Here is an 18,533-nt window from a genome sequence, read left to right on the forward strand (position 1 = left end):
ATGATTAGATTGTTGAGGTTGCTAGTTTTAGACCGAATCCGAAGAATAGAATTCCGACTAAAAAAATACTACTGGCTGCAATTTTATGGTTTTGTTTAAAAAATGCTGAAAGTTTAATTCCAGAGAAGATTAATGCTGTTAAATAGCTAAAACTAATCACCTGTAAAATAACCGCTAAAATTAAAAAGCTTAGAGCGGGATAGGCATAGTCGGGTTCAACAAATTGAACAAAGAAAGATAGGAAAAATAAAATCGCTTTAGGATTAAGTAAACTAATACTGAGTGCTGTTTTATAAGGATGAATTTTATCTAAAGCAGGTAAATCAGCCATTTCTGGTTGTGGTTGATTACGTTGTTTCCAGCGTTGAATACTGCCTTGTAAGAGTTTAAAGCCTAAATAAGATAGGTAAAGTGCACCTGTTAATTTAAGAATAACAAATACCCATGGAAATGCTTTAAGTAGAGACGCAGCTCCTAGTACGGTACACAACATTAAAATGAGATCGCCGGTAAAAATACCCAATGCGCCCATATATCCAGTTTTAATTCCGTAACGTGAAGCAATTGACATCACATAAAGAGAGTTGGGTCCTGGCAATAACACAATTAGGAATGTACCAATAATATATGTTGTTAGATCTGTTATGCCGAACACGAGAAACCCAATAAAAAACCGATTTTTGCCATGATAACAAAAATCGGTGATTTTGTATGAAAAGTGCAGTTTTTTAAGGTTTAATTTCCGCATCAATTCCAAAAGATTGACGTAATAAAAAACTTAATTGGTCACGGGCTTTAATAAAGCCATCAACGCCACCTTGTAAAAGTTGGAATGCCATTAAGTCATGATTAAGTTCATCTTTAAAACTTTGTTCATTTTGAGCTGGTCTAACAATAGCCTCTGCTTGTTTTGATTTAGTCGCATCAAGAGCTGCATCAACTGTACGCGTATCTTGTTCAAGCTGAGTAAGTAGACCAGGAGAGATCGTTAGCAAATCGCATCCTGCAAGACCAAGCACTTGATCAATGCTACGGAAGCTCGCACCCATCACTTGAGTAGGAATATTTTGCTGTTTGTAGTAAGTGTAGATTTTCTTAACTGAAACCACACCTGGGTCTTTTTCGATTGGGTAAGCGTCTACACCTTCGGCCTTTTTGTACCAGTCTAAAATACGGCCTACAAACGGAGAAATTAAAGTAACTTTTGCATCTGCACAAGCTTGAGCTTGATGCAAACCGAAAAGGAGAGTGAGGTTACAAGCAATCCCTTCAGCTTCAAGTACTTTAGCAGCTTGAATACCTTCCCAAGTTGACGCGATTTTAATCAGAATACGTGACTGATCAATACCATAACCTTTGTAAAGTTCACATAATTCATGTGCTTTTTTAATGGTTGCTTCAGTGTTGTATGAAAGTGCAGCATCAACTTCTGTAGAAACACGACCTTCAATGAGTTTTAAAATTTCTACGCCAAATTTTACAGTCAAAATATCAATCGTTCTTTCGATTAACTCATCGTTGCTATAGCCTTCTTCTTTGGCTTGATAATAAGCATCTTCAATCAGCTCTTTACTTTCAGGTTGTTCTGCTGCTGCCGTAATCAACGAAGGGTTTGTCGTCGCGTCTAATGGACGAAATTTACGAATTGCATCAAGGTCACTACTATCGGCAACAACGGTCGTTAATGTTTTTAATTGGTCAAGTGCTGTATGAGTCATTGATATTCAACATCTTCAGTAATAAATCTTATGTTTTCTTTTATAGCACAAAGTCTATTCATGCTGTCGATATATCAATTGTTATATTTCAAAGAAAAACGTTTAGGTTCTGCATCTCAATTGAAATAATTTTAAGGTGTCTGTTGCATTCGTTGCTTACGGATATATTCAATTAGGAATCTGGCAGCCGCACCAAGTTCACTTTCACGGCTCCATACTAAGTCGACGTAATATTCAAATCTTGGAGTGAAATCTAATAAATCCAATACTTTAAGCTTGTTTTTTAATTCAGGGTTTTCTTTAAACATTTCTTGAGGAAGAACACCCCAACCTAGATTGCGTAAAATCATTAAACAAGCAGAGTGGTGGTTGTCTGTACGCCAGTAATGTTTCGAAAATAGCAATTCAGGTTTTAAAGTCTCATCTCGGCTTGCAACTACAATTTGTCGTGTAGTAAGGATTTGTTCATAAGAAACCTGATTTTGGCTTGCGAGGGGATGGCTATTTGAAATTACCGGAATTAAAGCTTCACGTTTAAGTTCTACAAATTGTTCTCTGTTATCTAGGTGTTCGCGTTCAAACATCAGTGCAAGTTGGGCAGAGCCATCTAATAGCATTTGAAGTGCATCTTCTTGAGGGGCAGACACAATATTAATTTGTAGGTCTGGAAAGCGGCTCTCTAAAAGACAAATATAGTCGGTCCAATTGGTGTGTAAAAGTTCAGAGACAATCACAAGAGTTAAATTGGCTTCTAACCCTGTACTTAACGCGTGAGCGTGTTGTTTCCATTGATTCATCTCAATTAAAAGTTGAGATGTCTTTTCGTATAATACCCGTGCTTCGTCAGTAGGGACGGGTTCACGGCCTTTACGGTCAAATAAAGTCAGGTTTAGATCAATTTCTAAGTTGGCAATAGACATGCTTACAGCAGAGGGGACTTTACCCAGTTTTCGCGCTGCTGCTGAAAAAGAGCCTGTTTCAATCACGGCCTGAAACATGAGTAGTTGTTCTTGATTAATATTCATCTGTCAAAAAAACTGAAAGAACCTGATTGGATTAATCAATATTATAAAAATAAAATGCACATTATCCAAGTTATTATTGAGTATTTAAAAATGTTGATTTCCAAGAGAAGGCTCATTCATGCAATCAGTTATGAAGGAATTTTATTGGTCATCATTGCGATTGCATTAAGTTTTATTTTTGATATGCCAATGGATGTAACCGGAACACTCGGTGTGTTTATGGCAGTTGTTTCAGTTTTCTGGAATATGATTTTTAACCACTATTTCGAAAAAGTAGAGCATAAATATAATTGGGAAAGAACGATCCCTGTTCGGATTTTACATGCCATTGGTTTTGAAGGCGGCTTGTTGATTGCAACAGTACCGATGATTGCATATATGCTTCAGATGAGTGTCATTGATGCACTTATTTTAGATATTGGTTTAACCTTATGTATTTTGGTTTATACCTTTATTTTCCAGTGGTGTTATGACCATATCGAAGATAAGTTTTTCCCAGATGCTAAAGCAGCATCACTTCATTAAAAATTAAGTTGTTAAACTAAAAAAGCACCCATCAGGGTGCTTTTTTTTAAAGGTGAATCGTAAAATTATTTCTCTACGATTGCTACAACGCCTTCACCACCTGCTGTACAGATCGAGATTAATGCACGGCCTGAACCTTTTTGATTAATCAATTTAGCAGCAGTTGCTAAAATACGGCCACCAGTTGCAGCAAATGGATGGCCTGCACCTAAAGATGAACCATTTACGTTCAGTTTAGAGCGATCAATTGAACCTAAAGGTGCATCTAAACCAAGACGTTCTTTACAGAATTTTTCATCTTCCCAAGCTTTCAATGTAGACAACACTTGAGATGCGAATGCTTCATGAATTTCGTAGAAATCAAAATCTTGAAGTTTAAGGTTTGCACGCTTAAGCATACGAGGTACTGCATAAGCAGGAGCCATCAATAAGCCTTCTTTAGGACCATTTTTACCAATGAAGTCAACAGCTGCTGTTTCAGAGAAAGAAAGGTAAGCTAAAACTTCATGGCCATTTTCTTTTGCCCATTCTTCAGAAGCAAGCAAGACAACAGAAGCACCATCAGTTAACGGAGTTGAGTTACCTGCTGTCATTGTCGCAGTTTCGCCTTTACCGAAAACTGGTTTCAATTTAGCAAGTTTTTCAACTGTGCTGTCTGCACGTAAGTTGTTGTCACGATTAAGACCTAAGAATGGAGTCATTAAGTCATCAAAGAAACCACGTTCATAAGCAGCAGCAAGTTTTTGATGGCTGCTTGCAGCTAATTCGTCTTGCGCTTCGCGAGTAATACCCCATTCTAATGCAGTGATTGCTTGATGCTCACCCATTGAAAGGCCAGTACGTGGTTCACCATTGCTTGGTGCATCAAGTAGTTTTTTAAAATCAATTTTTGTTAATGCTTTAAGACGATCTTTACCAGTCTTAGCAACATTGAGCTCAAGTAAAACTTTACGTAAACCATCACCTACAGCAATCGGCGCGTCAGAAGTTGTGTCTACACCACCTGCAATACCTACATCGATTTGACCAAGTGCAATTTTGTTTGCAACAACAAAAGCAGCTTGTAAACCTGTACCACAAGCAATTTGAATGTCATAAGCAGGAGTTTCAGGAGCAAGATCTGTGCTCAATACAACTTCACGAGTCATGTTGAAGTCACGGCTATGTTTTAAAACAGCACCCGCAACGACTTCACCAATACGCTTACCTTGTAAGTTAAAGCGCTCAACCAAACCATTCAATGCTGCTGTCAGCATGTCAGAATTAGACGCTTTAAAATAAGCAGTATTTGAACGTGCAAATGGAATACGGTTGCCACCAATAATTGCAACGCGGCGAACAGTGTTTTGGCTCATGGTTTTATCCTGTTGAACAGAAGTTTTGGTTTTTGTTGCTTTTGGTGCTGCAACTACATTATTAGAAGATGTAGATGAGGTTGCTGTAGCAGCGCTCTTATTACGAGGGCTACGTGCAGGTGCAGTCGTTGAACGAGTACGTGTCGTTTTTGGAGTATTAGTTGCTGCTTTAGGAGTTGTGCTGTTACGCTTAGCCGTGTTAGAAGCCGGCTTTGATGTATTTGACACTTTTTCCTCAGCAGAATTCTCGACTGCTGGATTTTCTTGAGTTGTCTTGCTCATAAGGCTTTTCCAAGCATATTAACGATATTCTTATAAGCTACATTAACACAATTCAAATAGACCTGTATTGACTAGAATGACATTGTAGATAGCATTCAGGTCAAGACATCCAAAGATGAACTCAAGTATGATTTGGAGTAACTCTAATGAACGACTGATTTCATATTGTTGCTATTCATCTCATAACATAATGAAGCCTGTCGTAGAAAATTCATTTCTTTGAGAGATAATAATCATGACTGATCAATACCAAGCATTTACACAATCTCCTATTGGTAAATTTGTTGTTAAAAATCTGGGTTTACCATCGCCAGTTGCATTAGAGCGTTTTGAAAGTGCTCAGCCAGTAGTGAATGGTGCAGTATTGGTTGGCGCAGCGCCATCAAGTGTATTGTCTGGTGCGATTGCACAAGTACTTAGCAATATTCATGCTGACAGCTATGTAGGCAATAATGTTGCATTACAGCAAGAAGCTGCAAAAGTTGGTTTAAATTTACGCCCATTTAATGCAGGCGACAAAGAATCAAAATTCAAAGCAGTCGTATTTGATGCTTCTGGTATTCAAAACTCAGAACAGTTAAACGAACTTTATAAATTCTTTAATCCGATTGCACGTCAAGTTGCAACTTCTGGTCGTGTAATTGTGATTGGTACAACGCCTGAAACTGCAAAAACTGTAAAACAGGCGATTGCTCAGCGTGCACTTGAAGGCTTTATCAAATCTGTAGGTAAAGAGTTTAAAAAGGGTATTACTGCTCAAGTTGTTTATGTAGACGAAGGTGCTGCTGCAAACCTTGAATCAACTTTACGTTTCTTGCTTTCTCCACGTTCAGCTTATGTGTCTGGTCAAGTAATTCGTGTGTCTAAAGCAGATGTGGTTGATGTTGATTGGGCAAAACCGCTTGCTGGTAAAACGGCGTTAGTAACTGGTGCAAGCCGTGGTATTGGTGAGGCAATTGCACATGTGCTTGCACGTGATGGCGCTCATGTTATTTGTTTAGATGTACCACAACAACAAGCTGACCTTGACCGTGTAGCTACTGATATTGGTGGTTCTACATTGGCAATTGACATTACTGCTGCTGATGCAGGTGAAAAAATTAAAACTGCTGCGGCTAAACAAGGCGGTTTAGATATTATCGTTCATAACGCAGGTATTACTCGTGACAAAACTTTGGCAAACATGAAGCCAGAGCTTTGGGAGTTGGTAATTAACATTAACTTGTCTGCTGCTGAACGCGTAAATGACTACTTATTAGAAAACGATGGTCTAAATGCAAATGGCCGCATTGTTTGTGTATCATCAATTAGTGGTATTGCTGGTAACCTTGGTCAAACCAACTATGCTGCATCTAAAGCTGGTGTGATTGGTCTAGTTAAATTTACTGCACCTATCTTAAAAAATGGTATTACCATTAACGCAGTAGCACCTGGCTTTATTGAAACACAAATGACTGCTGCGATTCCATTTGCAATTCGTGAAGCTGGTCGCCGTATGAACTCAATGCAACAAGGTGGTTTACCTGTTGATGTAGCAGAAACGATTGCATGGTTTGCATCAACTGCTTCTACAGGCGTAAACGGCAACGTTGTACGTGTGTGTGGTCAAAGCTTGTTGGGCGCTTAAGCACTTTTAGCTAAAAAGGGGTGCTTGTGCATCCCTTTTTTATTCAAGAATCTATAAATTATAAAAGGTTAGGTATGAATACTCGTCATTTTAGCCAGTTACCAAAAGCGGCATTAGCTTACCCAAAAGTGGTACAAGGTTTAATTTTTAAAAAGCCGAAAGGTCCAAAAATCTTACCGCAAGTTGAATATGTGGTAGATAGTCTAGAAATTGATCAGAGTCATCTTAAAGCTTATAACGAAGTATGTGGCTTTCAAAATAATGGCTTTGTACCCGCAATTTATTTGGCTGTGCTTTCTCAAAGTTTGCAAATGCACATGATGACAGCAGAAGCATTTCCATTTCCAATTTTAGGTTTAGTTCATATCCGTAACCAGATTAAACAAACCAGACCAATTGGTGTAACTGAAAAACTAACCTTGTCATGCAAATTTGGGGAACTAAAACCGCATGATAAAGGTGTTCAGTTTGACTTTATTACCACGGCTAAAGTTGGCAATGAAGTGGTAATGGAAGGCTTAACGACTTATTTATCTCGCCAAAAAGTTGAGAAAAGAGTAGGTGAGAAAGCCAAAGAAGAACAAGCACCAGCTTATGTTCCAAAGGCTGAGTGGAATATTTTAGAAAACACAGGCCGCCGTTATGCGAAAGTGTCTGGTGATTTTAACTTAATTCATATTCATGCTATTACAGCAAAAGCATTTGGCTTTAAGCAAGCAATTGCACATGGCATGTGGAGCAAAGCTAAAGCACTAGCGAACCTTGAATTACCAAATGCTTATGAAGCAGATGTATGGTTTAAGCTACCAATGTTCTTACCGTCAAAAGTTGAGTTTTTAACTGCAAATGCAGATAAAAAGACTGATTTCTTGATTCGTAATGCCAAATCACAAAAACCGCATGTTGCAGGAACTGTAAAATCATTATAAAAATATCAGCAGCCTGAACAGATGTTTGGGCTGCTTTTGAGCAAAATAACAAAAAATGCAAGGAACTTCATGTGATTAAAGAAATTTTATTGGCCGATACCCATAACTATCACGGTATTTTAGATGAACGTTTTATTGATTTAGCCCACCAATTTAGCCGTCTTCAAGATGCTAGAACAGGACAAGGTGGAGCTGCATTAGCGGTTTATTTTAGAGGCCAGAAAGTTGTAGATATCTACACCGGTCTAAAATCACAAAATGAAGCTTGGCAACCTGAAACTTTGGCAGTTTGCTACTCTACAGGTAAGGGTGTACTTGCAACTTTAGCGCATATTTTAGTAAGTGAAGGTTTTTTAGAATACGACAAACCGATTGCGACTTATTGGCCTGAGTTTGCTCAAAATGGTAAAGAGCAAATGACTTTACGCCATGTGCTAAGTCATCAAAGTGGTATGTTTGATGTTCGAAATATTATCGAAAGTGCAAGAGAAATGCTCGACTGGTCTCATATGTTAAATGTGATTGCAGCGACTAAGCCTAGATTCCTTGCCGGAGAGGGCAATGCGTATCAAGCTTTAACATTTGGCTGGCTTGTCGGTGGAGTACTTGAAAAAGCAACTGGTCAATCTTTAGATCTGCTCATGCAAAAATATCTAGTTGAGCCTTTGCAGTTAGACGGCGCTTATTTTGGTACGCCTGCAAGTGAGCTAGACCGTGTAGCACGTTTAATTATTCAACCAAAACCTGAAAAAACAGCGGTTCCCCAAGTTGAAAAAACTAACAAACCTCAGCCGCGTAAAAGTTCACTTTCTGAGAAAATGATTACGTGGACTGGACAGGACCCACAAGACTTTCAGGATGCCATGATTCCAAAAGGAATGAAGCATTTTAGTTTCTTTAGTGATGAGGGATTGCAAGCAGTCATTCCGGCGGCGAACGGTACGTTTACTGCAAATAGTCTTGCTAAAATTTATGCGATGCTGGCAAATCACGGTGAGTGGGATGGACAGCAACTTATTCGCCTAGAAGTATTTAAAGAGCTCAGTACCATTCAAAGTTATGCACGTGATCGTGTCATGCCAATTCCGATGAATTGGCGCTTAGGATATCATCGCATTATTACCATGGGTAAACGCGCTAAAAATGGCTTTGGACATATTGGTTACAATGGTTCAGGGGCGTGGTGCGATCCTGAGCGCGACCTGAGTTTTGCCTATACTCATAACTTTCAAATTGGTTCAATCACGGGTGATTACCGTTTGTGGGGGCTTACTCAAGAAGCCTTACGTTGCACTGACCAAATTTTAAAAGGCCGTAAAGGTTGGTTCTAATTTTAGTGTTGTAAAGCTGGTATTTTAATTAATGCCAGCTTCAATATTTATAATAATTCTAGACGAATAATTGCTTCGGTATGACGCTTGAAGTCTTCTTCAGCTAAACCGTGTAAACCAAGTTGATAAATACCTTCTAATCCGCAGACAAACGCAATGAGTCGCCACGCAATGTCTGTTGAGTTGGATATGTTTTTAAATTCACCTTCTTGTTTGCCATATTCAATGGCCTGCACAATCGTTTCATGCCAACTCTGCATAGCAAGGTTATAAGCTTTTCGTATTTCAATATCTTGTTCAATTAAGAGTTCAGCTTCATTCCATAATCGTAAATAAGGCTGAAGTCTATCGATGTTTTCTGCACCCAATAAAATGAAGATTCTTTGAAATTGGCTGGTTGTTTGGAGAGTTTGTTCAATTTCATCAAGCTGTTCCATCAGCTTTAAAAAGGCTTCAGCTTTTAAATGAGATGCTGAAGAAAAGTGGTGGTGAACTTGTCCGGTAGAGGTTTGTGCTTCTGTTGCGATTCGACGTACTGTCATGGCTGCAAAACCTTCAGCCAAAGCAACTTGCATGGCGGCTTGCAGAATCATTTCTCTGCGTTGATCGCGATTAAGATAGGCCATGTTTGTTTCACCTGACTGAATTCGACACAAATTACATTAAATTTAAAAGTTGGACAAGTGTCCAATTGTGTATATAATAACCATGATTTGAACACATGTCCAAGTTTTGGATATTGAAGAGCGTTATGCAAAAAAAATGGTTAATCCTGACAATTATCGTCCTTATATATTTACCAGTTACGATTGATGCAACGGTGATGCATGTTGCAACACCATCTTTAAGTGCAGCATTAAATTTAACTGCCAATCAGCTTTTATGGGTCATAGATATTTATTCACTGATTATGGCGGGTTTGATTTTACCGATGGGTGCACTTGGTGATCGTATTGGCTTTAAAAAATTATTATTTATTGGAACTGCAATTTTTGGAGTCGGTTCATTAGCCGCGGCTTTTTCTCCAACAGCTTACGCCTTAATTGCTTCCCGTGCTGTTTTAGGTCTAGGGGCAGCGATGCTTATTCCTGCCACTTTATCAGGCATCCGTAATGCTTTTACCGAAGAGAAGCAGAGAAATTTTGCACTTGGTCTTTGGTCTACAGTGGGTGGTGGTGGAGCAGCTTTTGGTCCATTGGTTGGTGGTTTTGTACTAGAACATTTCCATTGGGGAGCAGTATTCCTCATTAACATTCCGATTATTTTAGTAGTTCTTGTCATGATCGCGATGATCATTCCTAAACAACAAGAGAAAACTGATCAGCCAATTAACTTAGGGCAAGCTTTAATTTTGGTTGTAGCCATTTTAAGCCTGATCTATTCAATCAAATCGGCAATGTATAACTTTTCGGTGCTCACGGTTGTGATGTTTGTGGTTGGTATAAGTACTTTAATCCACTTCATTCGAAGTCAAAAAAGAACGACCACGCCAATGATTGATCTGGAGTTATTCAAACATCCAGTCATTTCTACCAGTATTGTCATGGCTGTGGTTTCCATGGTTGCCTTGGTTGGGTTTGAATTACTCTTGTCTCAAGAGTTGCAGTTTGTGCATGGGTTTTCTCCCTTACAGGCAGCCATGTTTATTATTCCATTCATGATCGCGATTAGTTTAGGTGGCCCATTAGCTGGAATCTGTTTAAATAAATGGGGGCTTAGACTTGTATCTACTGTTGGTATTTTAATAAGTGGATTTAGTCTATGGGGGCTTGCCCAGCTTAACTTCTCGACCGATCACTTCTTAGCGTGGACGTGCATGATCTTTTTAGGCTTCAGCATTGAAATTGCCTTACTGGCTTCAACTGCTGCGATTATGTCATCCGTCCCACCTCAAAAGGCAAGTGCAGCAGGTGCGATTGAAGGTATGGCCTATGAACTTGGCGCTGGTTTAGGTGTCGCTATTTTCGGGTTAATGTTGTCTTGGTTTTATAGCCGCTCAATTATTTTGCCAGCAGAGCTTCCGTCGAACTTAATTGAAAAAGCGAGTATCTCGATTGGTGAAACCATGCAATTAGCTTCTAACCTTGAGAGCCCTTTGGGAGGGCAATTAATTGCAGTTGCTCAGCAAGCTTTTAGCTATGCGCATAGTTGGGTGCTTACAATCTCCGCCATTTGTTTCTTCCTTTTAACTGTATTTGTCTGGTTTAGCTTTCCAAAGAAAGTAAATTAAGAAACTCAAAATAAAGGATAAAAAGAGAGACTATTTTTCTTTTTATCCTTAAATATCTTTTTCAATATTTTCTTCATATCGAAAATTGGTTATTTAATTCTCATAAAAAAACTATTTTTTAATAGGTTTCATGTTTTTATTTCAAAATGATTCAGTGTTCATGTAATTGAAATTTAATAAAAAATGAATTGATCAAAAATTGACTGTAAAAAAATGGTTTGTTAATCTGCTACACGAAAAATCTAAAAACAAATAAAAGAGGCCGCTGTGAATTTTAAATTAAAAACATCACTCATTATTGGAGCAATTGTTGCATCTTCGCTTGTATATGCCGCAACTGTACTTTCACCAAATCAGAATAATAATAGTGGATCGATTCCATCTGGTTATTCAGATTTAGAATTTTCTTTAGCAAATGGGAATTGGGTCAAAAATCTCTCTTTACCGGCAAGCGCTAATAATTCGGACAAGATTACAATTCGTTCTAGTGCCGCCTATAGTAGTTATTTAGATACTTCTAATACGAATATTCCGTTAGAAGTATTAAAAATAAATAGCGGAGATGTTTATCAATTCATCTTTAATAGCAGTCAAAATAAATGGATCGCTCAGTTAGCGACCGTAAGTCCTACCAATGGTGCGACTTATGAAGTCGTTCCATTAACAACTGCATCGATACAAAAAGTACTCATTCAAAATGACAAATGGGCACAAACCATTGCATTACCGAGTGACGTACGTGATGGAACAACCGTACAAGTTGTTTCTACAGCAAGTGCAAGTTCGGAGATTGATAAAACAAATTTACTATTCCCGAGCAGTTTTACATTAAAAAATGGCTCTGAATATTGGTTTAAATATTATTCTGCTTTAGGAAAATGGGTGCCAGAATATATAAAGCCTCATAAGCTAAATGTTCAGCAAATTGGAACATCTTTAGCCACGGTAAGTAGTCCGCTAACGGAAGTTTCATTTGGAGATGGAAACTGGGTTTCGAATTTCACTCTACCTACCACTGCAAGTGATCGAGATAGAATTATTATCAAGTCTACAGCGACTTGGTCTGCAAAAATTAATAATACAAATATTAATAGCCAAGCGACCTTAACGCTTAAAACAGGCGATCAATATGAGTTTATGTATGTAAGTGATAAAGGATATTGGCAGCTGATCTCTTCACCAACAAAGGTGATTGATTCATCGGCAACAATCCCTGCAACTTTACCGAATATGACTCAGCCCACTTTAAAGGTGAAGCTGTCTACATCAAATTGGCAGCCGACCTTGCAACTACCCGCTAAAGCTCAAGTTGGGGATAAGGTGGTTATTGTGTCTAATGCATCGGCAGACACTTATATTAATGCTGCTAATGGCTTGTCTACTGCAATTAAAAATGGTGAAAATCGCCGTTTTATTTACACAGCTCAAGGCTGGACAGTAGATAGTTATACAATTGATATGTTGTTAGTTTCTAGCCCAGAAGTAAATTCAATTTTAGGAGAGAGCGCTGCAAAACTTAGAATGATTGAAGGCGTAAATCTAACAAACTTAACCGCTGAAAATTCAAATGCACGTTTTTACTTAAGAGATGTTGGCTATTTAACTTATAAAATCCCTGCTAGTACTTTGAAAGAAGCAATTTCTACTGGACGAGATGACACGACGGTACAAAATGAGCGTAAACGTGTATTGGCAGACGGTGTTTATTATCAAGGTAATGAACTAGGTGATGGCGGTTGTGGTTGGGCTTGGATCAATGCTTCTGCATATAACATGATTGGTGCAAATGATATTGCAGGTTGTTCTTTCGCGGCCATGCGTCATGAAGTCGGGCATAATCTTGGTCTGTACCATAATGGTTCAACCAACATTGGTTCAGGTTTTGCCCATCCGTTAGGAAGTACTGCAATGGGTGGTAATAATATTAATTTCTATTCGAGTCCGTATCTGTATAACCCTAAATATGGTGTACGTTTAGGTGAAGAAGGGAAGATAGATGCTGTCAGTGTCATTAACTTGAATGCGCAGAAAATTTCTCTATATAACTAATTTCTATTTTAGCCGTAAATAATGAAGAAAAATAAATTATTAATAGGAACTGCTATCGCTTGCATGGCGTTAGCAGTTTTAATCTGGTTTGCTTTTTCACAGCAAAGCTCTTCTGCTTTAACGTCGCCTTTAGAAAGTCGGCAAGAGTCTGGGACAAAAGTCGCAGATCGCCAAAATGAATTTGCTCGTCAAAATATGCTGAATTTGAGTCCGTCAGAAAAGGAAAAGTTGTCTAGGCAACAGATTGTTTTTAATGAAATAGAAAAGGATCAATTACCTTCGAATGTTAATTTTCCGCTGCTTAAAAATGCTAAAGGTATGGTCATTAAATATGATCCAAATGTGATTGAACTTAAAAAAGTGGGTGACACTGTTAAGTTCCAAATGTTGGAATATGGCATTAATCGCACAGGGGAAATTGTAGAGATCGAACCTGTTGACCAAGATATTGTTCGGTGGACTGGAAAATTTGATCAGGGCGATCCAAATCAGAATTTCTTTACTATTACTCAAAGTCAAAAAGATCACTATACGATCATGCAGATTTTTACCGAGAAAGGAAATTATTCGGCTGAAATTAAGGATGGTGTGGGGCTAGTGCAAACCATGGATGAAGGTGTAACTGATCAAGAGCTACATCATGATCATCCTTAGACAAATAAATGGTTCTAGTAGAGAAAAGAAGTCAGTTCGCAGTTTATCTGTACGGATATGAGCTTTATGCGTTCACACTCTTTTAAAAACAAAGTATGCTTATGCCTGTAAAAAGGAGCATACATGTATCAAGTACTTGCTAGAAAATACCGTCCACGTAATTTCAATGAGTTAGTGGGACAAAACCATGTTTCTCGTGCATTAAGTAGTGCATTGGAACGCGGTCGTCTTCACCATGCTTATTTATTTACAGGAACGCGTGGTGTAGGTAAAACTACAATTGCACGTATTTTAGCCAAGTGTTTGAACTGCGAAACGGGTGTGACTTCTACACCATGTGAAGTCTGTGCAACCTGTAAAGCAGTAAATGAAGGCCGTTTTATTGACCTGATCGAAATCGATGCTGCTTCAAGAACAAAAGTAGAAGATACACGTGAACTTTTAGACAACGTTCCTTATGCGCCAACGCAAGGTCGTTTTAAAGTTTACCTGATTGACGAAGTACATATGCTTTCTACGCATTCTTTTAATGCGTTATTAAAAACACTAGAAGAACCACCAGAACACGTTAAGTTTCTGTTTGCTACGACTGACCCACAAAAGCTACCGATTACGGTCATTTCACGTTGTTTGCAATTTACTCTACGACCTTTAGCTGTCGATGAAATTACCAAGCACCTTGGCACTATTCTTGAAAAAGAACAGATTGCTGCTGATCAAGATGCAATTTGGCAAATTGCTGAATCTGCTCAAGGTTCATTGCGTGATGCATTATCTTTAACTGACCAAGCGATTGCTTACGGGCAGGGTTCGGTACATCATCAAGATGTTAAAGAAATGCTTGGCTTGATTGACCGTACGATTATTTATGATTTGATTCTAGCGATTCATCAGAATCAACGTGAGAAAGTTAGTCAGCTTTTATTACAATTTAGACATCAAGCGCTAGATGTTTCACTTGTGCTTGATCAGTTGATTTCGACATTGCATGAATTGGCAATTTTGCAATATTTACCTGATTTGAGTTTGAAATATAGCGATGAAATCAATCGCAAAATCATGCAACTGTCTAAGCTGATTTCTGCTCAAGATTTGCAGCTTTATTACCAAATTGCCTGTAAAGGTCGTTCAGACTTGCAACTTGCCGTAACGCAAGAGCAAGGTTTTGAAATGTGCGTTTTACGCTTATTGGCATTCCGTCCTTTAGCGCCAAATGAAATTTTAGTATCAGAGCCTGTTCAGCAAAATGGACAAGCGGTGGTGAATCGCCAAGTCCAAGAAAAAGTTCAAAAGATTGCTCCTGTAAATGCTGTTCAGCCTGTTGAAGTTATTAGTCAACTCGCTATGGTTGAACCTGAACCTGAACCTGAACCTGAACCTGAACCTGAACCTGAACCTGAACCTGAACCTGAACCTGAACCTGAACCTGAACCTGAACCTGAACCTGAACCTGAACCTGAACCTCAGTCTAATCAGGATTTAATGGTATTTGACCCAAATCATCATGAGTTGATTGGACTTGAGTCAGCAGTTGTTCACGAGACTGTTAGTGTTCTGGAAGAAGATTTCATTCCTGTACCAGAACAAAAGTTAGTACAAGTTCAGGCAGAAGTCCAAACTAAAAATAATGAACCTGAACCAGCTTTCACTGCTGAGCCTGTGGGTTTATTTGAAACGCCTAACGCTGAGTTTTCGTTGGCCCAAGATACGCCTGATCTTGTTTCTGAACCTGTTATTGAACAACAGTCATTTGTGCAAGCTGAAGTAATGGTTGAAACAGAAACAGTTGCAGTTGTGAAAGAGCCTAGCGGAACTGATAACGAGCAGCTGATGCCTCAAGATATTTTGAAGCTGGCTCCTCAAGTTTTAGAAGGTGAATGGACACTTGAAAAGTGGGAGTATTGGTTTAGAAATAGTCAGCTTTCTCCAGCTGTTCAAGAACTTGCGCAGCATGGTGTGATGACTGGTGAAATTGGTGGCAATACTATTTTCCATATTCCTCAAGAATATGAAAATATGCTGACCCAGTTACAGCAAGGCCTCATTGATGCATTAAATGAGCAATGGCCGAATACTCAATTTACAGTTGAATATGGTGCTTTGAATACATCTACACCATATACCATTCAAAGTGCGCGTAAAGAAAAAGCGTTTCACAGAGCTGCTGAGCTATTACAGCAACAACCTGTCATTAAGAGTCTCATAGAAACTTTTGATGGCGAACTACAAAATATTCAATTAAAGCCTTAAATTCATCTGATTTTTGATCTGGTGCAGAATATGAAAATAATAGAGTTTTCATATTCTTCATTGGATTGAAATATTTGGGTCATGTCACTGTCATTGTACTTTTCTATGTTAGCCATTTTAGATTTTAAATGGATTGTATACAGCAATGAAAAGGCAATGCACTGGAATAACTTCTTTTAAATACTCATATTTCTTATTAATCAGCGCGATTCTGCTGAGTGGTTGTAACGACTCATCAAATGATAACTCGAATGCACCAGAAACAGGTAAAAAGCCTGTAATGCGCTGTGCTCCATAAACTTAAATAATAAAAAGAATCTGATCATGATTACACGTCGTAAATTTTTAAATTATTCTTTAAATATGGGTTTTGGTGCTGCGGCATTGGCAGCATTCCCATCTAGTATTCAAAAAGCTTTAGCAATTCCTGCAAACAATAAAACTGGCACCATCCAGGATGTCGAACACGTTATTATTTTAATGCAGGAAAACCGATCTTTTGATCATTACTTTGGAACGTTAAAAGGTGTTCGAGGTTTTGCTGATCGTTTTACAATTCCTCTGCCAAGTGGTCGCCGTGTTTGGGAGCAGCTTAGAAGTAATGGGCAAGTTTTAACGCCTTTTCACTTAGATGGTACAGCCAATAATGCGCAGCGTGCAGATGGTACGCCGCATACATGGAATGACAGTCAGCTGGCTTGGGATAATGGGCGTATGGCGAATTGGCCAGCCCATAAAACTGATATATCCATGGGTTATTTTAAAGAAAAAGAAATTCCATATCAGTTTGCACTTGCGAATGCCTTTACGATTTGTGATGCCTACCATTGCTCTATGCACACTGGAACGGATGCAAACCGCTCTTTTCATTTAACTGGTACCAATGGGGCGACACCAACCAAGCGTTCATTTGTAAATAATGAATGGGACTGGATTGATGGTAACCCTGCCACGGCAGATCGCGGTTACACGTGGAAAACTTATGCCGAACGTTTAGAAGAAGCAGGGGTAAGCTGGATTTGTTATCAAAATATGCCAGATGAATGGGGCGATAACATGCTTGGAGCATTTCGTACGTTTAGAAAGGCAAATATTGCATCTGGTTATCCAGTTGCAAGCGGTGGTGAACCAAATAAACCATATGCAGATACGGGACAAAAACTACCATATAAAGCCTATGATGCTGCAACGGATAATTCTAAAAATCCACTTTATAAAGGTATTGCAAATACATTGCCGGGCAATAAACCAGAAGAATATCTCGATGCTTTTAAACGCGACATTCGTGAAGGGAAATTACCTCAAGTGTCTTGGATTAATGCGCCATCGATTTACTGTGAACATCCAGACCCTTCAAGCCCAGTTCAAGGGGCTTGGTTTATTCAAGAAATTATTGATGCATTAACTGCTGTGCCAGAGGTTTGGAGTAAAACAGCACTCATTATCAATTTCGATGAAAATGATGGTTACTTTGACCACGTACCGTCACCATCAGCGCCATCTCGACTCAAAAATGGCCAGTACGCAGGCAAAACGACATTAAGTAGTGCTGATATGCAGGATGAGTATTTTGACCACGCAGCGCCTGAGGGGAGTCATTCTCAACCTACACCTGATGGACGAGTTTATGGTCCGGGCCCTCGTGTTCCGTTATATGTGATTTCACCATGGAGCCGTGGTGGTTGGGTGAATTCGCAAGTGTTTGACCATACTTCTGTGCTCATGTTTTTAGAAAAACGTTTTGGTGTAAAAGAGCCGAATATTAGTCCATACCGCCGTGCAGTGTGTGGTGATTTAACCAGTGCATTTAACTTTAAAACACCAAATGCAGATGTTTTACCTCAGCTCAACGGTAAACAGACACGTTTGCAGGCAGATGAGCTAAGAGAAAACCAAGAAGCTTTGCCAGCTGTTCCTGTACCAACGGATATTAAGTTCCCGATTCAACAGAGTGGCATACGTCTGTCGCGTGCGCTACCTTACGAGCTGCACACCAGCGCGCGCTGTAAAGCCGATGGTAAAGTGCAATTGATTTTCTCTAATACAGGTCAGCAAGCAGCAGTTTTTCATGTTTATGACAAGTTCAATTTAGACCGTATTCCAAAGCGTTATATTGTAGAGCCGAATAAGGCTCTAGATGACGAATGGGATGCTTTAAAAGATAACCTAGGTCGTTATGACCTATGGGTACTTGGTCCAAATGGCTACCATCGTCACTTCAAAGGAGATACTCAACGTATTGTTGATAGTGGTGTTAAACCTGAAATTCGAGTGTGCTATGACATTGCCAACGGTGATGTGTACGTAGAACTAATGAATGATAGTACCAAGGATGCAATATTGACGGTAAAACCTTGTGCCTATCGACAAGATGCGCCTTTACAACTTACCGTAAAAGCGGGTCAAGTCGTTAAGCAACATTGGGCTTTGGCTGACGTGGGCCATTGGTATGATTTTGAAGTTACGAGTCAGAATGATCCGTATTATTACCGACGTTTTGCGGGCCGAGTTGAAACGGGTGAAGACTCTTTTAGTGATCCCGCAATGATGTAAGTTTA

The 18,533-nt window shown here is 39.0% G+C and carries 14 protein-coding genes; 9 read left to right on the plus strand and 5 right to left on the minus strand.

The genetic code is table 11. The features are described 5' to 3' along the window. Positions 1–4 precede the first annotated feature (4 nt). The 3 genes from leuE to aceR form a co-directional block, all read right to left on the minus strand. On the minus strand, positions 5–655 hold the full coding sequence (leuE, locus tag ACS604_RS06330; protein ID WP_174739738.1) for a leucine efflux protein LeuE: 651 nt from the start codon (positions 653–655) through the stop codon (positions 5–7). A gap of 73 nt (positions 656–728) precedes the next feature. Next, positions 729–1,718, minus strand: coding sequence for a transaldolase (gene tal / locus ACS604_RS06335; RefSeq protein WP_238612943.1), 990 nt, complete (start codon positions 1,716–1,718; stop codon positions 729–731). Positions 1,719–1,849: 131 nt separating this feature from the next. Further along, positions 1,850–2,743 (minus strand): HTH-type transcriptional regulator AceR, encoded by an 894-nt coding sequence (gene aceR, locus ACS604_RS06340; RefSeq protein ID WP_004791696.1) that lies wholly within the window; start codon positions 2,741–2,743, stop codon positions 1,850–1,852. A gap of 90 nt (positions 2,744–2,833) precedes the next feature. Here aceR and aceI point away from each other — a divergent pair, with 90 nt between their 5' ends. Next, on the plus strand, positions 2,834–3,268 hold the full coding sequence (gene aceI, locus ACS604_RS06345; protein ID WP_005073799.1) for a chlorhexidine efflux PACE transporter AceI: 435 nt from the start codon (positions 2,834–2,836) through the stop codon (positions 3,266–3,268). A gap of 65 nt (positions 3,269–3,333) precedes the next feature. On the opposite strand, the gene ACS604_RS06350 is transcribed toward aceI, so the two are convergent. Further along, positions 3,334–4,905 carry an acetyl-CoA C-acetyltransferase gene (locus ACS604_RS06350; RefSeq protein ID WP_474770822.1) on the minus strand — a complete coding sequence of 524 codons (1,572 nt, stop codon included), beginning with the start codon at positions 4,903–4,905 and terminating at the stop codon, positions 3,334–3,336. A 235-nt stretch (positions 4,906–5,140) separates the two neighbouring features. Here ACS604_RS06350 and ACS604_RS06355 point away from each other — a divergent pair, with 235 nt between their 5' ends. From ACS604_RS06355 to ACS604_RS06365, 3 genes are all read left to right on the plus strand, one after another. Next, complete coding sequence (locus tag ACS604_RS06355) at positions 5,141–6,532, plus strand: 3-oxoacyl-ACP reductase (protein WP_474770824.1); 1,392 nt, start codon at positions 5,141–5,143, stop codon at positions 6,530–6,532. A 74-nt stretch (positions 6,533–6,606) separates the two neighbouring features. Beyond that, positions 6,607–7,461 (plus strand): MaoC family dehydratase, encoded by an 855-nt coding sequence (locus tag ACS604_RS06360; RefSeq protein WP_474770826.1) that lies wholly within the window; start codon positions 6,607–6,609, stop codon positions 7,459–7,461. A gap of 71 nt (positions 7,462–7,532) precedes the next feature. Further along, complete coding sequence (locus tag ACS604_RS06365; protein WP_474770829.1) at positions 7,533–8,792, plus strand: serine hydrolase domain-containing protein; 1,260 nt, start codon at positions 7,533–7,535, stop codon at positions 8,790–8,792. A gap of 47 nt (positions 8,793–8,839) precedes the next feature. On the opposite strand, the gene ACS604_RS06370 is transcribed toward ACS604_RS06365, so the two are convergent. After that, positions 8,840–9,418, minus strand: a complete 579-nt coding sequence (locus ACS604_RS06370) for a TetR family transcriptional regulator (RefSeq protein WP_474770832.1) — start codon at positions 9,416–9,418, stop codon at positions 8,840–8,842. 125 nt (positions 9,419–9,543) lie between these two features. Here ACS604_RS06370 and amvA point away from each other — a divergent pair, with 125 nt between their 5' ends. The 5 genes from amvA to ACS604_RS06395 all read left to right on the plus strand — a co-directional run bounded on the left by amvA (position 9,544) and on the right by ACS604_RS06395 (position 18,528). Next, positions 9,544–11,022: a multidrug efflux MFS transporter AmvA gene (amvA, locus tag ACS604_RS06375; RefSeq protein ID WP_312823970.1), complete on the plus strand. Its 1,479-nt coding sequence runs from the start codon at positions 9,544–9,546 to the stop codon at positions 11,020–11,022. A 267-nt stretch (positions 11,023–11,289) separates the two neighbouring features. Continuing rightward, entirely contained in the window at positions 11,290–13,071 is a 1,782-nt protein-coding gene (gene cpaA, locus ACS604_RS06380; RefSeq protein ID WP_312823972.1) for a metalloendopeptidase CpaA, read from the plus strand. Positions 13,072–13,092: 21 nt separating this feature from the next. After that, positions 13,093–13,725 (plus strand): metalloprotease secretion chaperone CpaB, encoded by a 633-nt coding sequence (cpaB, locus tag ACS604_RS06385; RefSeq protein WP_174740548.1) that lies wholly within the window; start codon positions 13,093–13,095, stop codon positions 13,723–13,725. A 123-nt stretch (positions 13,726–13,848) separates the two neighbouring features. Continuing rightward, on the plus strand, positions 13,849–15,975 hold the full coding sequence (locus tag ACS604_RS06390; RefSeq protein WP_474770834.1) for a DNA polymerase III subunit gamma/tau: 2,127 nt from the start codon (positions 13,849–13,851) through the stop codon (positions 15,973–15,975). 324 nt (positions 15,976–16,299) lie between these two features. Further along, positions 16,300–18,528 (plus strand): phosphocholine-specific phospholipase C, encoded by a 2,229-nt coding sequence (locus ACS604_RS06395; protein WP_312823978.1) that lies wholly within the window; start codon positions 16,300–16,302, stop codon positions 18,526–18,528. Positions 18,529–18,533 lie beyond the last annotated feature (5 nt).

It is taken from the genome of Acinetobacter sp. Li1LvA2 (assembly GCF_056156705.1).